The 17,871-nt window shown below is 71.8% G+C and carries 14 protein-coding genes; 12 read left to right on the plus strand and 2 right to left on the minus strand.

Annotated features, from left to right (window positions below):
- Nucleotides 1-95: 95 nt before the first annotated feature.
- The 6 genes from AB0924_RS33080 to AB0924_RS33105 all read left to right on the plus strand — a co-directional run bounded on the left by AB0924_RS33080 (nucleotide 96) and on the right by AB0924_RS33105 (nucleotide 8,109).
- Complete coding sequence (locus AB0924_RS33080; RefSeq protein ID WP_366913435.1) at nucleotides 96-1,577, plus strand: acyltransferase domain-containing protein; 1,482 nt, start codon at nucleotides 96-98, stop codon at nucleotides 1,575-1,577.
- 71 nt (nucleotides 1,578-1,648) lie between these two features.
- Entirely contained in the window at nucleotides 1,649-2,893 is a 1,245-nt protein-coding gene (ccrA, locus tag AB0924_RS33085; protein ID WP_366913436.1) for a crotonyl-CoA carboxylase/reductase, read from the plus strand.
- Nucleotides 2,894-2,954: 61 nt separating this feature from the next.
- The gene (locus AB0924_RS33090) at nucleotides 2,955-4,703 is read left to right on the plus strand and encodes a fatty acyl-AMP ligase (RefSeq protein ID WP_366913437.1); all 1,749 of its coding nucleotides are present in this window, start codon (nucleotides 2,955-2,957) and stop codon (nucleotides 4,701-4,703) included.
- Nucleotides 4,704-4,806: 103 nt separating this feature from the next.
- The gene (locus AB0924_RS33095) at nucleotides 4,807-5,736 is read left to right on the plus strand and encodes a LysR family transcriptional regulator (protein ID WP_366913438.1); all 930 of its coding nucleotides are present in this window, start codon (nucleotides 4,807-4,809) and stop codon (nucleotides 5,734-5,736) included.
- Between the two features lie 25 nt (nucleotides 5,737-5,761).
- Entirely contained in the window at nucleotides 5,762-7,090 is a 1,329-nt protein-coding gene (locus AB0924_RS33100) for a cytochrome ubiquinol oxidase subunit I (protein ID WP_366913439.1), read from the plus strand.
- A gap of 44 nt (nucleotides 7,091-7,134) precedes the next feature.
- Nucleotides 7,135-8,109: a cytochrome d ubiquinol oxidase subunit II gene (locus AB0924_RS33105; protein WP_366913440.1), complete on the plus strand. Its 975-nt coding sequence runs from the start codon at nucleotides 7,135-7,137 to the stop codon at nucleotides 8,107-8,109.
- Between the two features lie 73 nt (nucleotides 8,110-8,182).
- Here AB0924_RS33105 and AB0924_RS33110 read toward each other — a convergent pair whose 3' ends face one another.
- Nucleotides 8,183-9,007 (minus strand): AraC family transcriptional regulator, encoded by an 825-nt coding sequence (locus AB0924_RS33110; RefSeq protein ID WP_366913441.1) that lies wholly within the window; start codon nucleotides 9,005-9,007, stop codon nucleotides 8,183-8,185.
- A gap of 1,000 nt (nucleotides 9,008-10,007) precedes the next feature.
- Here AB0924_RS33110 and AB0924_RS33115 point away from each other — a divergent pair.
- The 6 genes from AB0924_RS33115 (at nucleotide 10,008) to AB0924_RS33140 (ending at nucleotide 17,158) form a co-directional block, all read left to right on the plus strand.
- The gene (locus tag AB0924_RS33115) at nucleotides 10,008-11,306 is read left to right on the plus strand and encodes a cation:proton antiporter (protein WP_366913442.1); all 1,299 of its coding nucleotides are present in this window, start codon (nucleotides 10,008-10,010) and stop codon (nucleotides 11,304-11,306) included.
- 117 nt (nucleotides 11,307-11,423) lie between these two features.
- Nucleotides 11,424-11,747 (plus strand): helix-turn-helix transcriptional regulator, encoded by a 324-nt coding sequence (locus tag AB0924_RS33120; RefSeq protein ID WP_358934546.1) that lies wholly within the window; start codon nucleotides 11,424-11,426, stop codon nucleotides 11,745-11,747.
- The gene (locus tag AB0924_RS33125; RefSeq protein ID WP_366913443.1) at nucleotides 11,744-12,415 is read left to right on the plus strand and encodes a hypothetical protein; all 672 of its coding nucleotides are present in this window, start codon (nucleotides 11,744-11,746) and stop codon (nucleotides 12,413-12,415) included. The genes AB0924_RS33120 and AB0924_RS33125 overlap by 4 nt, the downstream gene beginning before the upstream one ends.
- Nucleotides 12,416-12,640: 225 nt before the next feature.
- Nucleotides 12,641-14,878: an MMPL family transporter gene (locus tag AB0924_RS33130; protein ID WP_366913444.1), complete on the plus strand. Its 2,238-nt coding sequence runs from the start codon at nucleotides 12,641-12,643 to the stop codon at nucleotides 14,876-14,878.
- 136 nt (nucleotides 14,879-15,014) lie between these two features.
- The gene (locus AB0924_RS33135; RefSeq protein WP_366913445.1) at nucleotides 15,015-16,685 is read left to right on the plus strand and encodes a tryptophan 7-halogenase; all 1,671 of its coding nucleotides are present in this window, start codon (nucleotides 15,015-15,017) and stop codon (nucleotides 16,683-16,685) included.
- Entirely contained in the window at nucleotides 16,682-17,158 is a 477-nt protein-coding gene (locus tag AB0924_RS33140; RefSeq protein WP_358934538.1) for an ester cyclase, read from the plus strand. Before AB0924_RS33135 ends, AB0924_RS33140 begins: the two co-directional genes overlap by 4 nt.
- Here AB0924_RS33140 and AB0924_RS33145 read toward each other — a convergent pair.
- A complete protein-coding gene (locus AB0924_RS33145) occupies nucleotides 17,139-17,771 on the minus strand; it encodes a response regulator transcription factor (RefSeq protein ID WP_358934536.1) in 633 nt (210 codons plus the stop codon). The two genes, AB0924_RS33140 and AB0924_RS33145, sit on opposite strands and share 20 nt — an antisense overlap.
- Nucleotides 17,772-17,871: the final 100 nt, after the last annotated feature.

Here is a 17,871-nt window from a genome sequence, read left to right on the forward strand (position 1 = left end):
GTCGCCGAACCCAGCCTCGTCCGCTCCGGTGACGACCGGATCATCGTCGAACTCCCCGGTGTCCGGGACCCGAAGCAGGCGGCCGAGGTACTGGAGTGCACGGCGAGGACGGCCGGGCCGGCCACGAGGGCGTGCCGCGCCGCGCCGCGGTGAGCGCCCGCGGCCCCTTCGGCACGCACGCCCACGCGATCGTGGAACAGCCCCCGGCGGCCGTCGCCGGGACTTCCCCGGCCGCCACGGGCTGGCAGCTGCTGCCGTACTCGGCCAGGTCGGCGACCGCGCTCGCCGCGGTGGCGGCGCGGCTCGGACAGCGGCTGCGGCGTGCCGGGAGCGGCGAGGAGCTCCAGGACGCGGCGTGGACCCTGCAGACCGGCCGGACGCGGTACGCGCACCGGGGCTTCGTCGTGGCCCAGGACGCGGACGAGGCCGCCGCCGCGCTCGCCGAGGTCAAGGTCAGGACCAAGGACCGGTCCGGCGGGGCGCCGGCGGGGAGCCCGCCGCCCGTGGTCTTCACCTTCCCCGGGCACGGCGGCCAGCACGCCGGCATGGCACGCGGGCTGTACCGCCTCGATCCGCGCTTCCGGGCCGACCTGGACGCGTGCGTCGCGCACGTCCGGGATGCCTCCGGCATCGACCTCGGCGTCGTCTTCGACCCCGAGGGGGAGGAGCGCGAGGAGGCGGCCCGGCGGTCCGTCGCGGACGGCCGGATCGCGCAACTCGCGGTGTTCGTGCTGGAGTACGCCCTCGCGAAGACGTTCATCCGCTGGGGCGTCCGGCCGGCGGCGGTCGTCGGTCACAGCCTCGGCGGTTACGCCGCGGCGTGCGTCGCCGGGGTGTTCTCCTTCCCCGACGCGGTCAGGATGGTCCTCAAGCGCACCGAGCTGCTGCTGAGCCTCGCGCCGGGCGCCATGGCGGCGGTACGGCTGCCTGAGGCCGAACTGCTCCCGCTGCTCCCCGAGGGCGTCGGGATCGCCGTGATCAGCGGCCCCGACCAGGTGACCGTGTCCGGGCCGCGCGAGCAGGTGGCGCGGTTCGTCGAGGAGCACGCGGCCAAGGGGCTGGAGACGCGCCTGCTGAAGGTCCCGGGCGCCGGCCACTCCTCGCTGGTCGACGCCGTGCTGGACGAGTACGAGGCCTTCCTCGCCGACATCACGTTCCACCGGCCGGCGATCCGGGTGGTCTCCGACACCACCGGGACCTGGGCCGACCCGGAGGAGATCCGCACGCCCGCGTACTGGTGCCGCCACATGCGCCACGCGGTGCGGTACCACGACGTGCTGGAGACGCTGAACGCCTTCCAGGGCTGTGCCCTCGTCGAGGTCGGTCCCGGCACCACCCTCACCTCGCTGGCCCGCCGCCACGCCGAGCTGCGCTGGAACCACCCGATCCTGCCCGCCCTGCCGCACCCGACCGACGAGACGCCCGACCCCAAGGTCCTGCTGTCGGCGGTCGGTGCGCTGTGGGCCGCCGGCGTCGACATCGCCTGGCCGGCGCTGCACCCCGGGCGCGCCCCCCGCAGGACCTCCCTGCCGGGCTACCCCTACGAGCGCACCGCGTTCCCCGCGCCCGCGGCCTGACCGGGCGCCTCCCGCACTTCGCATTCCGCTCGACCCACCCACCGACCACGCAGACCAGGAGAGCTTCGACCATGGGCAAGAGCCTCTACGAGCTGGGCGAGATGCCGCCGCTCGGCACCGTTCCCGAGAAGATGTACGCGTCCGTGATCCGCCCGGACCGCTACGGCGAGCCGCGCAAGTCCTTCACCACCGAGGTCATCGACACCCCGAAGCCGGGGCGCGGCCAGGTCCTCGTCTGGATGATGGCGGCGGGCATCAACTACAACAACGTCTGGGCCGGCCTCGGCTACCCGCTGGACGTGATCGCCGCCCGCCAGAAGCGCGGCGAGCCCGAGGACTTCCACATCGGCGGCTCCGAGGGCTCGGGCGTGGTCTTCGCCGTGGGCGAGGGGGTCTCCGGGGTCTCCGTGGGCGACCAGGTGGTGCTCTCCGGCGGCCAGTGGGACGAGACCGCGGAGGACATCCGCCTCGGCGGAGACCCGACCCTCTCGCCCACCCTCCAGGCATGGGGATACGAGTCCAACTACGGCACCTTCGCCCAGTTCGCGCTCGTCGACGACTACCAGTGCCACCCGAAGCCGGAGAACCTCACCTGGGAGTCCGCGGCCTCCTTCATCCTCACCGGTTCGACCGCGTACCGCCAGCTGTTCGGCTGGGCGCCCAACACGGTCAAGCCGGGGGACCCGGTGCTCGTCTGGGGCGGCGCCGGCGGGCTGGGTTCCATGGCCATCCAGCTGGTGCGCAACGCGGGCGGCCTGCCCGTCGCGGTGGTCTCCAGCGAGGAACGCGCCGAGTACTGCCGCGGCCTCGGAGCCGTCGGCACGGTCAACCGGCGCGACTTCTCGCACTGGGGCCGGATGCCCGACCTCAACGATCCCGTCGCCTTCGGCACGTGGATGGGGGAGCTGCGGCGCTTCGGCCGCGCCTACTGGAAGGCGCTGGGCGAGCGCCGCGCGCCCAGGATCGTCCTGGAACACAGCGGTCAGGACACCATCCCCACCTCCATGTACCTGTGCGAGAACGGCGGCATGGTCACCATCTGCGGCGGCACCTCCGGTTACGCGGCCGACGTCGACCTGCGCTTCCTGTGGATGCGGCAGAAGCGGCTGCAGGGCTCGCACGGCTTCAACCCGGCCCAGTGCCGCGCCCTGATCCACCTGGTCGCCTCCGGGCAGCTCGACCCCTGCCTCTCGGGGCTGTTCGGCCTCGAGGAGATCGGCGAGGCCCACCAGTTGATGCACGAGAACCGCCAGCCCCCCGGAAACATGGCCGCGCTCATCAACGCGCCGCGGGCGGGGCTCACCGGCCTCGCCTGAACGGTCCCCGGGAAATGTCCGCCTGCCACGCGACGAACGGACGGCAATGACCACTGATTCCATGACAGAGCGCACCCCGCTGCCGCTGCCCGCCCTGCTGGCCCGGCGGGCGGACGAGATGCCCGGCACCGTCGCCTACGTCTACCTGCGCAACGGCGAGGAGATCGGCGAGCAGGTCACCTACGGGCAGTTGCACTACGAGGTGCGGGCACGCGCCGGCGCCCTCGCCGAGCTGGCCGGCCCCCGCCGGAGCGCCGTACTGATGTATCCCAACGGCCTGGAGTTCATCCGGGCCTGGCTGGCCTGCACCACGGCCGGTCTCATGGGAGCCCCGGTCCAGGTGCCGACGCGCACGCAGGCGGTGCAGCGGCTGCGCACCATCGCCGACGACGCGCGTACCACGCTGGTGCTGACCACCCGTGAGGTCCGCGACCAGGTGCTCGCCGACTTCGCCGGGTCGCCCGAGCTGGCCGGCCTGGAGATCGTCGCCACCGACGAGCTCCCGGCGCCGTCCGCCGGGACGGAGCTGCCCGTGCCGGCCGTCTCGGACGTGGCGCTGCTGCAGTACACCTCCGGTTCCACCGGAACGCCCAAGGGCGTGATGGTCACGCACTCCAACTTCTGGTTCAACGCCTGGGAGACGGACCGCCTCTGGCCCATGGAGGACGACGGCTCCGTCGTCTCCTGGCTGCCGTTCTTCCACGACATGGGCCTCCTGCTGGGCATCGTGCTGCCCCTGTGGGCGGGCCGGCCCTCGTACCTGATGGGTCCCGAGGCCTTCATACGCCGGCCCGGGCGCTGGCTGGAGGCGGTCTCGAGGTTCGGCGGCACCCACTCCTCGGCCCCGAACTTCGCGTACGACCTGTGCGTGCGCAGCGACAGCGTGCGCGGCTCGATCGACCTCTCGAGCTGGCGGATGGCCGCCAACGGCGCCGAGCCGGTCCGTGAGCACACGCTGCGGGAGTTCGTCGGCAAGTACGCCGCCGACGGCCTGGACAGCCGTGCCCTCTCACCGAGTTACGGCCTGGCGGAGCACACCCTCAAGGTCAGCGGAAGCGCGCCCGACGCCGAGCCGGCGCCCCTCGTACTGGACGCGCGGGCGCTGAGCCTCGGCACGGTGGCACCGGTCCCCGACGAGCCGCGTGCGACGGTGGCGACCAGCACGGTCATGAGCGTCGGCCGCACCGTCGGGGACACCCGGGTACGCATCGTCGACCCCCACACCCTTAAGGAGGCGGCACCCGACGAGGTCGGCGAGATCTGGGTGTCCGGCCCGTGCGTGACGGCCGGCTACTTCGGGCGCGAGGAGGAGAGCGAGCGGACCTTCCGCGCACGCATCGCCGGCGCCGAGTCGGACGGTCCGTACCTGCGCACCGGTGACATGGGATTCGTGCACGGCGGTGACGTCTTCATCACCGGCCGACTGAAGGACCTGATCATCGTCAAGGGCCGCAACCACTACCCGCAGGACCTGGAGCACACCGTCGAGGGCAGCCACCCGCTGCTGCGCCCGGCGTCCGCCGCGGCGTTCCCGGTGGACGACGGCACGGAGGAGTCCGTGGTCGTGGTGGTCGAGGGGGACAGCCGGGTGAGCAGGTACGCGAGCGCGGAGGAGGTGACGACCGCCGTGCGGGAGGCGCTGCGCCGCAACCACCGGATCGACGTGGCGGACGTGGTGCTGATCCGCCGCGGCACCCTGCCGAAGACGACCAGCGGCAAGGTGCGCCGCCGCCCCTGCCGCGAGCAGTACCTGGCCGGCACGCTGAACCGGCTCGCCGTGCCGGAGGCCGCGGCGACGGGTTCACAGTGATCTGACGTTTCCCGCAAGCGCATTTGAGAGTTCGTGTACATGTCGTTCCCAGGTTGTCCGGAATGCGAGGCCTCCGTCACGGGCCCGCCGGTACGATCAGCGCATGGAACTGCGTCAGCTGGAGTACCTCGTGGCGGTGGCCGAAGAGGCCAGCTTCACGAAGGCGGCCGCGCGTGTCTTCGTGACCCAGCCCTGTGTGAGTGCGCAGATCAGGCGGCTGGAGCGCGAGTTGGGACATGACCTGCTCGACCGCGGTGGCCGGACGGTCCAGCTGACCGGCGTGGGCGCGGCGGTACTGCCGCACGCGCGCGCGGTGCTGGCCGGTATCGACGGTGTGCGGGACGCGGTGGAGAGCGTGTCCGGCGTCGTGCAGGGTCCCGTGACGCTGGGCTCCGTCGCCTCCTCCCTGTCCATGCGGCTTCCCGAACTGGTCGCGGACTTCGGCGAACAGCACCCCGCCGTGGAGATATCCCTCAGCGAGGGGAGCACGGAGCAACTGGTCGACGCCGTGCGGGCGGGACGGATCGACGTCGCGGTCATAGGCGTCGGCTCCGACTCGCCGGCCGGCCTCGAAACACTGGTCATCGCCGACGAGTTGCTGATCGGGGCGGTGAGCCACGACCACCCGCTCGCCCAGCGCACCGGCATCACCGTCGACGAGGTGGAGTGCCACCCCCTGATGTGCCTGCCCGGCGGCAGCGCCCTGCGGGCAGCGTCCGACGCCGCCTGGGCGGCCGCGGGCGTCAAGCCCCGCGTGGCCTTCGAGGCGAGCGACCCGCGGGTCCTGGCCCAACTCGCCGCGCGCGGCGTGGGGATGGCGATCCTTCCGGAGCGGTTCGTGCTCTCCCGGCCGGACGAGCTGCACCCCGTCGCCATCCCGAGCATGCACCTGCGTGGCGGCCTCGCCCTCGCCTGGCGGGCCGGCGGACGCATGAGCCCGGCGGCCAGGGCCCTCGTGGCACAGGCGCGCACCCAGCTCGGCTGGTCCGCGACGCCGGCCCACCAGCACGAACCGCCGGCCGGCCGTCCCTGACCCCCACTCTCACCGAAAGCGCCACGTGAACGCAGTTGACCTCGCCCGACTCCAGTTCGCCGTCACCGCGACACTGCACTTCCTGTTCGTCGCGGTGACCCTCGGACTGGTCACGGTCGTCGCCCTGACCCAGACCCGGGCGTTACGCACCGAGGAACTCGCCCTGCGGGCCACCCGCATGCGCCGCGTGCGCTTCTGGGGCGGCCTCTACGTCATCAACTACGGGCTCGGCATCATCAGCGGACTCGTCCAGGAGTTCCAGTTCGGGCTGAACTGGTCGGGTCTCTCCCACGTCATGGGCAATGTCGTCGGCGCTCCGCTGGCCGTCGAGAGCGTCGTCGCGTTCTTCCTCGAATCGACCTTCCTCGGGCTCTGGGCCTTCGGCTTCAACCGCGTGCCGCCCCGCGTCCATCTCGCGCTGATCTGGGGCGTCGCCCTCACCGCGTACGTCTCCACCTTCTGGGTCATGGTGGTCAACGGCTTCATGCAGAAGCCGGTCGGCTACGAGATGCGCCACGGCACCGCGGTCGTCACCGACTGGGGCGCCCTCCTGGCCAACGGCGCGACCTGGTACGCCGTACTGCACATCGCGGGGGCCGTGGCCCTGCTCGCCGGACTGCTCCTGGCCACCGTCAGCGCCCACCACCTGCGCCGCGGCCGGGACACCGACTTCTTCCGCCCGACGCTGGTCCAGGGCTCGCTCCTCGCGGGCGGCGGTGCGCTCGTCACCGTCGTGGCGGGCTTCGTGCACCTGGGCGCGCTGAAGGACTACCAGCCCGAGAAGTACGCCGTGCTGATGGGCCGCGGCGGCGCGGAACTCGACGCCGTGCGGGCCGATGCGGCGGCCCGGTACGGCGCCGGCGACTGGATGCCGCCCGCCTGGGTGGGCGTGGCCTCCGTGATCATGCTCGTCATCGGCGTCCTGCTGGCCTGCGTGGCCTGGATCCCCGCCACGGCGGCCCGGGGCGGGGCACCGGGCGAGACGCTCGCGCGCCGGCGGTTCAGGCTGCGGCTCCCCGCGGTCATGCTGCCCCTGGGGTTCCTGGCCCTGGTGTGCGGCTGGCTCAGCAGGGAGGTCGGCCGGCAGCCGTGGATGGTCACCGGCGAGCTCACCGTCCGTGACGCCGTCGCCGACGTCTCCCCCGGGGGCATGCTCGCCTCGTTCGTCCTGTTCACGCTCGTCCTCGTCGTCCTGGCCGTCGTCGACTGGGTGCTGATGACCCGGTTCGCGCGGCTCGGACCGGACGTGGGGCTGCTCGGTGACACGGGGCTCTTCCCGGACGACGAGGAGCGCCGGGTGCTGCGGGAGGACGAGCGCGGGACACCCGCGGCGGACGTCCGCCCCTCCTACTGAAACCTCGATGACCGCACCTACAACCAGCTGACGGGGAATCAACCGTGGATGTCTTCTGGTACGCCCTGGTCGGGCTCCTCCTCGCCGGCTATCTGGCGCTGGAGAGTGCCGACTTCGGCGTCGGCATGCTGATGCCGTTCGCCGGCACGGAGACCGGCCGCGCCCGGCTGCGGCGCTCGATCGTCCCGTTCTTCCTCGCGAACGAGGTGTGGCTGGTCGCCTTCGGCGGACTGCTCTTCGGGGCCCTGCCCGTGGCGGAGGGCGAGGTGCTGCGGGCGCTGCGGCTGCCCTTCCTCGCCGTGCTCACCGCGTGGTTCCTGCGTGACGGCGCGCTGTGGTTCCGTACGGCGCACGAGGGCGCCGGCTGGCGACGGGCGTGGGACGCGACGCTGGCGGGCGCCAGCCTGGTACTGGCGGCCGGCTGGGGCATCGTCCTGGGTGTGCTGGTCCGGGGCCTGTCCACCTCGTCCGACGGGCACGCCGTGGTCACCATGGCCGACCTGACCCACCCCTTCACGCTGCTCTGCGCGGCCCTGGCCGTCACCGGCAGCCTGCGCCAGGGGTCGCTCCACGCCGCCCGCCGCCTGCCGGAGGGCAGCGCGCTGCGGGTCGCGCTCGGCCGCCTGACCCGGGTGCTCACCCCGGTACTGCTCGTGCTGCCGCTGCTCGTCGTGGCCACCTGCGGGATGGTGACCGGCGCCCCCGTGGCGGTGGGCACCGCCGCCGCCCTGGCCGCGGCCGGCGTGTACGCCTCCGACCGGGTGCAGGCGACGGGCCGCACCGGAGCGGCCCTGCTGCTGGGGGCCGCTCCGCTGGCCGCCCTGCCCGCCATGGTGGGCGCGGCGAACGGCACCGCGGTTCTGGCCACCCGCTCGGGTGTGGGCGATGTGGAGCTCTCCCGCGCGATCGCCGACTCCGGCTCCCTGACGCTGCTGACCGCGACCGTGCTTCCGGCGCTGGTTCTCGTGGCGCTGGGCCAGATGTGGTTCTGGCGGGTCTTCGCCGTCAGGCCCGGCTGACCGGTGGTCATGCGGTACGCCGGTGCGGCCGACGACGGAAAGCTCCCGATCGCCGTGCAGGGCGCAGCCGGTGTCAGGCGCCCGCCGCCGCGCGCCGGTGCGGGGCCCGGAACCCGGCTTCGGAGCGGTGCGGTCCGGCCGGACAGGCACCGTCAGCGGCTCGCGGCCGCGCCGGACGCGAGCCGAAGCCGGGCAGGGCCAGCAGGACCGGCGGACGGGTCCAGTCCTCCCGCCGGAGCACCACGTCGACGCGTGTGCAGCCGTTCGCGCCGACCTGCACGGGGCCGACCGTCCCCACGAGCAGGGGGGAGTCGCCCCACTGGTCGCCCGTCGCCCGGGCGCCGAGTGTCACGGCGTGCAGGTGCCACATGCCGGGCGGAACGCGCTGCAGCTGGTACGCCCCGGCCCTGTCGAGCTTCGTCCAGGCCACGGGCTGCCCCTGGAGGATGGGGCTGTCGAACAAGCCGATGTAGAGCGGGTGCCGCGACCTTCCCTGCGTACGGACCGTCCCCGCCACGGACCCGTGGGCACCGCCCGCGACGGGAGCGGGCGCGATCCGCGGATCTCCGAGCGTGTCGCCCCGGCCGGCCCGCCGGAACTGGGTGGGGGAGAGCCCGACCGAGCCCGTGAAACGCCGCGAGAAGGTGCTGGCGCTGCTGTAACCCACCCGTGCGGATATATCGGCCACATTAAAAGAGCTGTGAATGAGCAGTGACTTCGCCTCATGCAGGCGTACGGCACTCAGAAAACGCCCGGGTGTCACGCCCGTGGTGCGCTGGAAAACCCTGATGAAATGGAACTTGCTCATCATCACCGATCGGGCCAGGTCGTCCAGCACCAATGGCTCCTGGTAGTTCTCGCGAATGGTCGTGACGGCGCGGCGGGTGAGACGCTCCATTGTCTGGGCACTCCCTGATCTGGTCGACGACGGTACGGCATGGATGTGTGGCCGTCATGGGGCCCGCGCCGTCTCGCCGAGACGAGTGACGGCAGCACGGAAACGCACCCGCACGAACGCGGGGCAGTGCTCGCCGAGCAGGAACCCTGAAGCGGGCGAGACCCCGCGCGGGTGTGCCGCACACCTCGCACCGGACCGCGGCCTTGCAGCTCAGCCGGTCTGAAGGGGCCCTCGGGTCCGGGGCCGAGGGGTCGGCCGCGCGCACGGCCGCATCCTCAGCCGAAGGCGCCGAGGGCGTTGCGTGCGTGCCGGATGGCGAGTGGGAACTCCCGCCGGGAGGCGAGGTGAAGGAATGAGCGGCGAATCAGTGGAACCGGCTGTGCGGCTCGGCGCGCCGGAATCTGCGTTGCAAACGCCTAAGTTCAATCTTGAACATGTGGCAACCCCCGTTGCAATCTGTCACGACTGATTGAGCTTCGCACACGAGTACGCCCCGGAGCAACCGATAACGCGCCACCGCGGAATGGTGGCGGCAAAGGGCGGTCTCGGCGATTCTCCGGCGATATCCCTGTACGTCCGGGGAAGCGAAGGATCTGGAACCCGGGGCCGGTCGGAGTGCCACCCGGCTGATTCCGGCCGGTGCGTACCGGCCACTTGAGCAATCTGGGCGATGACAGGGGAGCGGCCCGGGCGCCATGCTGTGGACGCCGGCCGGGGACGTGCGTCCTTCCCGCCGGGAATCGCCGCCCGCGGCGCGGCCGCCGAACGGGGCGGCCGGCGCGCCGGGTTCGTTCACCGCCCTCGCCTGTCCCCCGAGGCCGCGCGCCTGTCCCGCACCGGGGCCGCGCCACCGCATGGCCGCGAGGCGTCACGTGAGCCGTTCGCCACGTGGTCGTCCCCCGTGAACACCGTGAACCGCCTCGCTGCCGTGCTCCATCGCGCGGATGGCGCCCCGCCACCCGCGCCCGTCGACGCCAGCCGATCGAGGACCGTAACGATCATGACCAGTCATCAAGTGCAATTCCTCTTCCTGGACTTCGGGCTGATCGTGCTGCTCGCCCGCGGCCTGGGTGCCCTGGCCGGCCGCCTCGGCCAGCCGCCCGTGGTCGGCGAGATCCTGGCCGGCGTCCTCATGGGTCCCACCCTGTTCGGTGCCTCGGTCACCGACCACCTCGTCCCCGCCGATGTGCGGCCGCTCCTGGGCGCGCTGGCGAACATCGGAGTGGCGGTGTTCATGTTCGTCGTCGGACTGGAGCTGGAACACCGCTTCCTGCGCGGCCGGGTGAGGATCACCCTCGGCGCGGCCCTGGGCTCCACCCTGGTGCCGTTCGCCCTCGGCATCCCGCTCGCCTTCTTCCTGCTGCGCAACCACCCGGCCCAGCAGCACGCCGCCTTCGTGGTGTTCATCGGCCTGTCGGTCTCGGTGACCGCGTTCCCCGTCCTCGCGCGCATCCTGGTCGGCCGGGGCATGTCCCGGCTGGCCATCGGCGGCCTCGCGCTGGCCACCGCCGCGGTCGTCGACGTCTTCGCCTGGTCGGCGCTGGCCGGTGTGCAGGCGGTGGTCGCCGGCGCCGACGACTACTGGCAGGTCTCCCTGCTCATCCCGTTCATGCTGCTCCTGCTGGCCGTGCGGCCCCTGCTGCGCCGGTTCCTCGTCCACGGCGGCTCCGGCACCCTCACCCCGACCGGCATGGCCGGCGTGATGGCCGGCATCTTCCTGTCCGGCGTGGCGACCGAGATGATGGGCCTGCACTACATCTTCGGCGCCTTCCTGTTCGGCGCGCTGATGCCCCGCGAGGGCACGCAGGCGCTGCGCAAGGAGATCCACGAGCGCACCGGTGAGATCACCTCGCTGCTGCTCCCCGTCTACTTCGTGGTCGCGGGGCTCAAGGTCGACCTGCGCGGCCTGGGCCTGGAAGGGCTCACCGAGCTCGCCGCCGTACTGTTCGTCGCCGTCGCGGGCAAGTTCGGCGGCACCTACTTCGGCGCGCGTTCGCAGGGGCTCCCCGCCGAGAGCTCGGGCACCCTGGCGGCGCTGATGAACACCCGTGGCCTGACCGAGCTGGTCGTCCTCGGGGTGGGCCTGGAACTGGGCCTTCTCGACGCCCAGTTGTACTCCATGATGGTCGTCATGGCTCTGGTGACCACCGCCATGACGGGGCCGATGCTGAACTTCATCCGTGCCAGGAGCTCCCGGCGTGGCCTGGCCGTGGTGCCCGAGCCGGGTGGTGCCACCGGCGCCGACGCGGCCGGGGAAGGCGTGGACACTCCCGCACGGGACACCCGTGCGGCCGGCTGAACCGGTCTGCGGGCCGGTCGCGTTGGGGAGGACCCGCCCCAACGGGACAGCGGTGCCGGACGGTCCGGCGCAAACGGGCGTGTCCGGTTCCGGTCCCGCTGTGTAATGTGGGGAGACGTGAAGGCGGAGAACCTGAGAGGCAACCTGGAAGGCATGCTGCTGTCGGTGCTCGAGCCCGGCGCGCAGCACGGCTACGCCGTCATCGAGGAACTCAGGCGGCGCAGCGGCGATGCCATCAACCTCCCCACCGGCACGGTCTATCCGGCACTGCACCGGCTCGAGGCCGCGGGACTGGTCGGCAGCGAGTGGAACACCCACAACGGCCGTCGCCGCCGCAACTACTTCCTCACCGCCGCCGGACGTCGGGCCCTGGCCGACAAGCGGACGGCGTGGCAGGAGGTCTCCTCCCTCATCTCGGTCGTACTGGGCGGACAGGCGTGACGGCCGTACTGGAGCGCTACACCGACCATCTGGCCCGGCACCTGGTCGGACCCGACTCGCGCCGCTCGGCGATCATCGACGAGGTGCTGGACGGTCTGCAGTGCGCGGCCGAGTGCAATCTGGACGACTGCACCGACGTCGACGAAGCGGCGAACCGCGCCGTATTGGAGTGGGGCCCGCCGTCCGAGGTCGCCCGCGCCTACAACGACGCCACGCTGCGCATCAGCGCCAACCGGCTGTCCCTGCACGCGATCTGCGCCCTGCCGCTGCTCGCGGCGACCTGGGCGTCCGCGCTGCTCGGTGGCCCCGCCGGGCCCTGGCCGTACCATCCGCCGCTGCTGCTGATGGGGCTGTCGGTCGTGGCCTTCAGCTGCGTGCTGTCCCTGGCCGGCGCGTTCTCCGGGCTCCGCAAGGGCACCGGTATCGCCGCGGCGGCCGCCCGGCGCGACCAGATGGTGACCACCGGCACCCTCGCGGCGCTCATCGGCATGCTCGGCGTGCTCGCCGCGTTGGTCCTGCTGCTGCTCAACCGGGGCCTGAGCCACCCGGAGTCGCTGGACTGGCCCATGGTCGCCATCCCCGCGACGCTGACCCTCCTGGCCGGCGCGTACTTCGGCACGGCCCTGAAGCGCTTCCTCGGCGTCCTGCGCGGAGCCGACCGCCCCTAGGGCCTCTCGGCCCGCGAAGAGAGCCCTCGACGGGCGGTACTCCCGGCTCGGGAGCGCCGCTCGCCGAGGGCTCCGTCGTTTCCGGAGCGCGCTGCTCCACGCCAACTGGTGCCGAGTAGATCCCATTTGATGTTGCGTCATGTCGACGGCCCGGCTAGCTTGTCCATCGACATATGTAGCGTGGCTACACAGTAGCGTCCCTACAGGAGGGTTACCTTGGAGCGCATGACGCGATGGGTGCTCTCCCATCGACTGCCCGTCGTACTGGTCTGGGTGGTGCTCACCCTGGCCGGAGGTGCCCTGTCGGGCAGCACGATCGACAAGCTCTCCTACGAGTCGAGGCTTCCCGACAAGCAGTCGCAGGCGGCCAACGACGCCCTGGCCCAGCGGTTCTCGCAGACCGGCGGCAAGAACGCCCCGCTGCTGCTCGTGGTGACCGTGCCCCAGGGTGCGACCGTCGACGACGACGAGGTCCGGGGAGAGTGGCGCGACCTGATCGCCAAGGTCACCCCGAAGGGCGGCCGCAGCGTCTCCTACGCCGGCCCCGGCGGCGAGTCCCTGGTCTCCAAGGACCAGCGCACCACCGTGGCGCTGGTCTATCCGCCCGCGAACCGCTCCAACGCCCCGTACGCCCAGTCCCTCCCCGGCGTCAAGGCGGCCGTCGAGCACGCGAGGATCGCCGGCGCCCCGGTCGAGCTGACCGGCCAGCCGGTCCTCTCCGGCCGTGACAGCGGAGCCACCCGGAGCCCGATCTACGAGACCCTGATCGGCGCCCTCGGGGCCCTGGTGGTCCTGGCCCTGGTCTTCGCCAGCGGCCTCGCCGTCGTGCCCCTGCTGATGGCCGCGGTGGCCATCCCGACCACCTTCCTGCTGGTGCGCGGCATCACCGGTGTCACCGACGTCTCCTTCATCGTCCAGTTCCTGGTGGCGCTCATCGGGCTGGGCATCGCGATCGACTACGCGCTCCTCATCGTCACCCGCTGGCGCGAGGAGCGGCAGAAGCCCGGGGCCGACGGCGCCGACCCCGAGGCGCGACGCGAGGCGGTCGTACGAGCCGTCGCCAGTGCCGGTCACGCGGTCGCGCTCAGCGGCGCCACGGTGGCGATCTCCCTCGCCGCGCTCGTGGTCCTGCCCGTCCCGTTCCTGCGCAGCGTCGGATACGCGGGCCTGCTGATCCCGCTGGTCAGCGTCGCCATCGCCGTCACCTTGCTGCCCGTCATGCTGTACGGCTGGGGCGACAAGCTCGACCGGCCGCGCCGGGCCCACCGCCCGGACAGCAAGGTGTGGAGCCGGATCGCCGGGCTCACCACGCGCCGTCCGGCGCTGTGCGCCGTGCTCAGCGGCGCGGTACTGCTCGCTCTGGCCGCGCCCGTCCTCGCCCTGCGGCTGGGGCAGCCGGCCACCGCGACCCTCGCCCAGGGCGGCAAGCCCGCCGCCGCGTTCCAGCGGATCGTCGACGCGGGCTTCGGCGAGGGCATCGCCCGGCCCCTCGAGGTCATCGTTCCCGAGGGGCGCGGCGACGCCGTGCACACCGCACTCGCCGGGATCGACGGCGTCGCGGGATCCGCGGCCCCGGCCGACTGGACCCGCGGCGGACAGCGCGTCATCGACGTGTGGACCACGGCCGACCCGTCCAGCGGTACCGGCCGGTCCACCGTCACCGCGGTCATGGACCTGGCCGAGGACACCCCCGGTGCCCTCGCCGGCGGCGGACCCGCCACGGACGTCGACTTCATCGACGCGGTCTACGGCTCCCTCGGGCTGATCCTTGCCTTCGTCGCCCTGCTCACGTTCGTCGTGCTCGCTCGGACCCTGCGCTCGGTCGTCCTGCCCCTCAAGGCCCTGGTTCTCAACGCGCTCTCCACCTGCGCGGCCTACGGTGTGGTCGTCCTCGTGTGGCAGAAGGGCTACGGCAGCGAGGCGCTGTTCGACACCCCGGCGATCGGCGCGATCACCATCTGGATCCCCATGGCCGTCTTCGCCTTCCTCTTCGGGCTCTCCATGGACTACGAGGTGTTCATCCTCCACCGCATCCGGGAGACCCACCTGGAGCTGACGGCCGGGGGCGAACGCGACACCGTGGTCCCCTCCGTCGTGACCGGCATCAGCCGCACGGGCCGGCTCGTCACCTCCGCCGCGCTCATCCTCTTCCTGGCCTTCACCGCGCTGGCCAGCATTCCGATCACCGACGTGAAGGTGTTCGCCACCGCCCTGGCGGCGGGCATCGTCATCGACGCCACCGTGGTCCGGGGTCTGCTCACCCCGGCTCTGGTCACCCTTCTCGGGCGGTCCAACTGGTGGTTCCCGCGCTCCTTGGGCCGGTTGCTCGTCACGACCCCCGGACAGGCACCCGGCCCGAGGACCCACCCCGCCGAAGACGACGCGGCCGGGTGCGGGGGGCAACAGGCGGCGTCCGCCGCCGCGGACCCCACCGAGCAGGCCGGCTCCCGAAGCCGCGCCTGACCACGCAGGTCACCGCGCCGCGGCGCGGTGACCTGCGCGCGCTTTCTCACGCCTTCATCGGCGTAGGCAAGGGTGGTCGCGCGGGCGCCGACGGCAATACGGCGGCCCGACCATACGAGTGCGAAGGGAACCGACAGTGTCCACACACAGGCCCAGCCACGACGTGGTGATCCTGGGATCGGGAATCGCCGGCTCCACCCTTGGCGCGGTGCTGGCCCGCAGCGGGGCCAAGGTGCTGATCGCCGACGCGGGCACCCACCCCCGGTTCGCGGTGGGGGAGTCCATGATTCCCCAGCTCGTCGCCTGGCTCCAGGTGCTCGCCGAGCGCTACGACATCCCCGAGTTCGAGGCCCTCACCGACGCGACGACCATCAACGAGAAGGTGAGCAACACCTTCGGCCGCAAGCAGCACTTCGGCTTCATGCTGCACCGCCCGGGCCAGGAGCCCGATCCGGACGAGTCGCACCAGTTCGTCATCCCCGACGCGCTGACCTCCGCCAGCCACCTCTTCCGCCAGGACAGCGACGCCTACCTGCTGCGGGTCGCCGTCGGGCACGGCTGCGACACGCGCCAGCAGTGGCGCGCGGAGAGCATCGACTTCGACGACCACGGCGTCACCGTGACCGGCACCGACGGGCACGTGGTCCGCGCGCGCTATCTGGTGGACGCGAGCGGGTTCCGCTCGCCGCTGGCCGACAAGCTCGGTCTGCGCGAGCAGCCGGCCCGGTTCCGGCACCACTCCCGGTCGCTGTTCACGCACATGATCGGCGTGAAGCCCTTCGACGACGTGCTGGACGTGCCCGAGAAGAGCCGGCCGCCGGTGCCCTGGCACAACGGGACCATGCACCACCTCTTCGAGCGGGGCTGGTTCTGGATCATCCCCTTCGACAACCACGAGCTCTCCCGCAACCCGCTGTGCAGCGTGGGCGTCACACTCGACCCGAGGCTGTACCCCAAGCCGGAGGGGATCGGCGCGGAGGAGGAGTTCGCGCGGCTGGTGAGCCTGTTCCCGGCGGTGGAGCGGCAGTTCGAGGGGGCGCGGAAGGTCAGGGAGTGGGTGTCCACCGGCCGGCTGCAGTACTCCTCCGACCGGACCGTGGGACAGCGGTGGTGCCTGATGTCCCACGCCGCGGGCTTCCTGGACCCGCTGTACTCGCGCGGCATGTCCAACACGTTCGAGATCATCCACGCCCTCGCCCCGCGGCTCCTCGCCGCCCTCGCGGACGACGACTTCGACGACGAGCGGTTCCGCTACGTCGAGGAGCTCGAGCAGGGTCTGCTCGACCACAACGACACGCTCGTCAATTGCTCGTTCATCGCCTTCTCGCACTTCCGCCTCTGGGACGCGGTATTCCGGATCTGGGGAAGCGGCAACACGCCGGGCACCCTGCGGATCAACAATGCGCTGCGCAAGTACCGCGCCGACCGCGACCCGAGCGTCTTCGACGCCTTGGAGAAGGTGCCGCACACCGGCCTCTGGTGGCCCGACAACGATCATTTCAAGGCCCTCCTCGACGGCACGGCCCGTGCCTGCGCGCAGTACGAGGCGAAGGAGATCGACGGCGACCGGGCGGCGGATATCATTCTCGGGCTGATCGAGGAATCCGAGGCGGTGCACCCGGGGTTCGGCTGGAAGGACGTGAACCAGCGCTTCATCCACCCGGGCCGTGATCAGATAGCCGATTTCCTGCAATGGGCCGCGCGGTCCCCCGTTCCGGCGCTCAGCAGCATCGGCCGGGAGAGTCTCGAGGCGCTGCGTTCCGCGGGCGGCGCGCCGGCCTCCCGTCCCGGGGCGGTGGGCCGGTGACAGCCGCGGCCCAGGACGGGCGGACCAGCGTCCAGGAAGCCAACAAGGTCCTCGCCCGCCGTTGGTTCGACGAGGGCTGGAGCCGCGGGGCGCTGGACGTGGCCGACGAGATCTTCGCCCCGCGGTTCCTGCTCGGAGGCAAGCCGGTCGGCCCCGAGGGCCCCAAGGAGAGTGTGCGGCTGCGGCGCGCGGCGTTCGCCGGGCTCACGGTGGAGGTCGGACTGCAGGTGGCCGAGGGTCCGTGGGTGGCCAGCTGGTACACGACGCGGGGTTCGCACGTGGGGGAGTTCGCCGGGGTGGCGCCCACCGGACGCCTGATCTCGTCGGAGGGAATTCAGTTGTGGCGGGTGGAAAACGGTCTGGTCGTCGAGGACCGCAATGTCTTCGACGTGCAGCGGGTCCTGCGCCAGTTGCGGGCCCCGGACGGGCAGGTCTCGGGACCGGCCCCGTTCGCTACGGACCTTCGCGGATGACGTTGTTCTCGTAAGCGAAAATGACGGCATGCACGCGGTTGCGGAGGCACAGTTTCTCCATTACTTTCTGGATGTGTGATTTGACGGTGCTCTGGCTGAGTGCCAATTCCGCTGAAATCTCGGCGTTGCTGTATCCGCGCGTCATGAGGCGGAATACCTCGGCCTCCCGGTCCGTGAGAATCTCCAGTGGAGACTCGCCGGCCTCCTTGCGGGCCCGGGGAATGAGCAGTGACCGGCCCGTGGCCGTGATACGGACCGCGGCCGCGAGTTCCTCGGGACTGCTCCCGCTCGACAGCACGCCCTGGACGCCGGCCTGCAGAACTTGGTCGGTGACCGCGTCGACGTCGTCGATCAGGACGAGAGCCCTGGCCGCGGACAGCGGGGAACGGGCCCTGGACATCGCTCGGACGATGTCCAGGGCCTGGCCCGCGTCTTTGTGCGTATTGAGGACGACCACGTCGGGGCTCAGCTCGTGGTACCGGGCGGCCGCGGTCTCGCCGTCGTGCGCCGTGCCAACCACCCTTAAATCCGGGTAATTGTCGAGAATTGTGTGCAGTCCCGTCAGCGAGATGGGGTGGGAATCGATGACGAGGATGCTGAGCTGTGGCGTCACAGACATGTTTCTCCCCCGAGCGCAGTTGTGCAGTGACTGGCCAGAATAACTCGGTCCCTCTTGCCCGCGGATGCAGGTCTGTGGCCGGCTTTCCGCCGTA

The organism is Streptomyces sp. NPDC047869, from assembly GCF_040704065.1.
Lineage (GTDB): Bacteria > Actinomycetota > Actinomycetes > Streptomycetales > Streptomycetaceae > Streptomyces.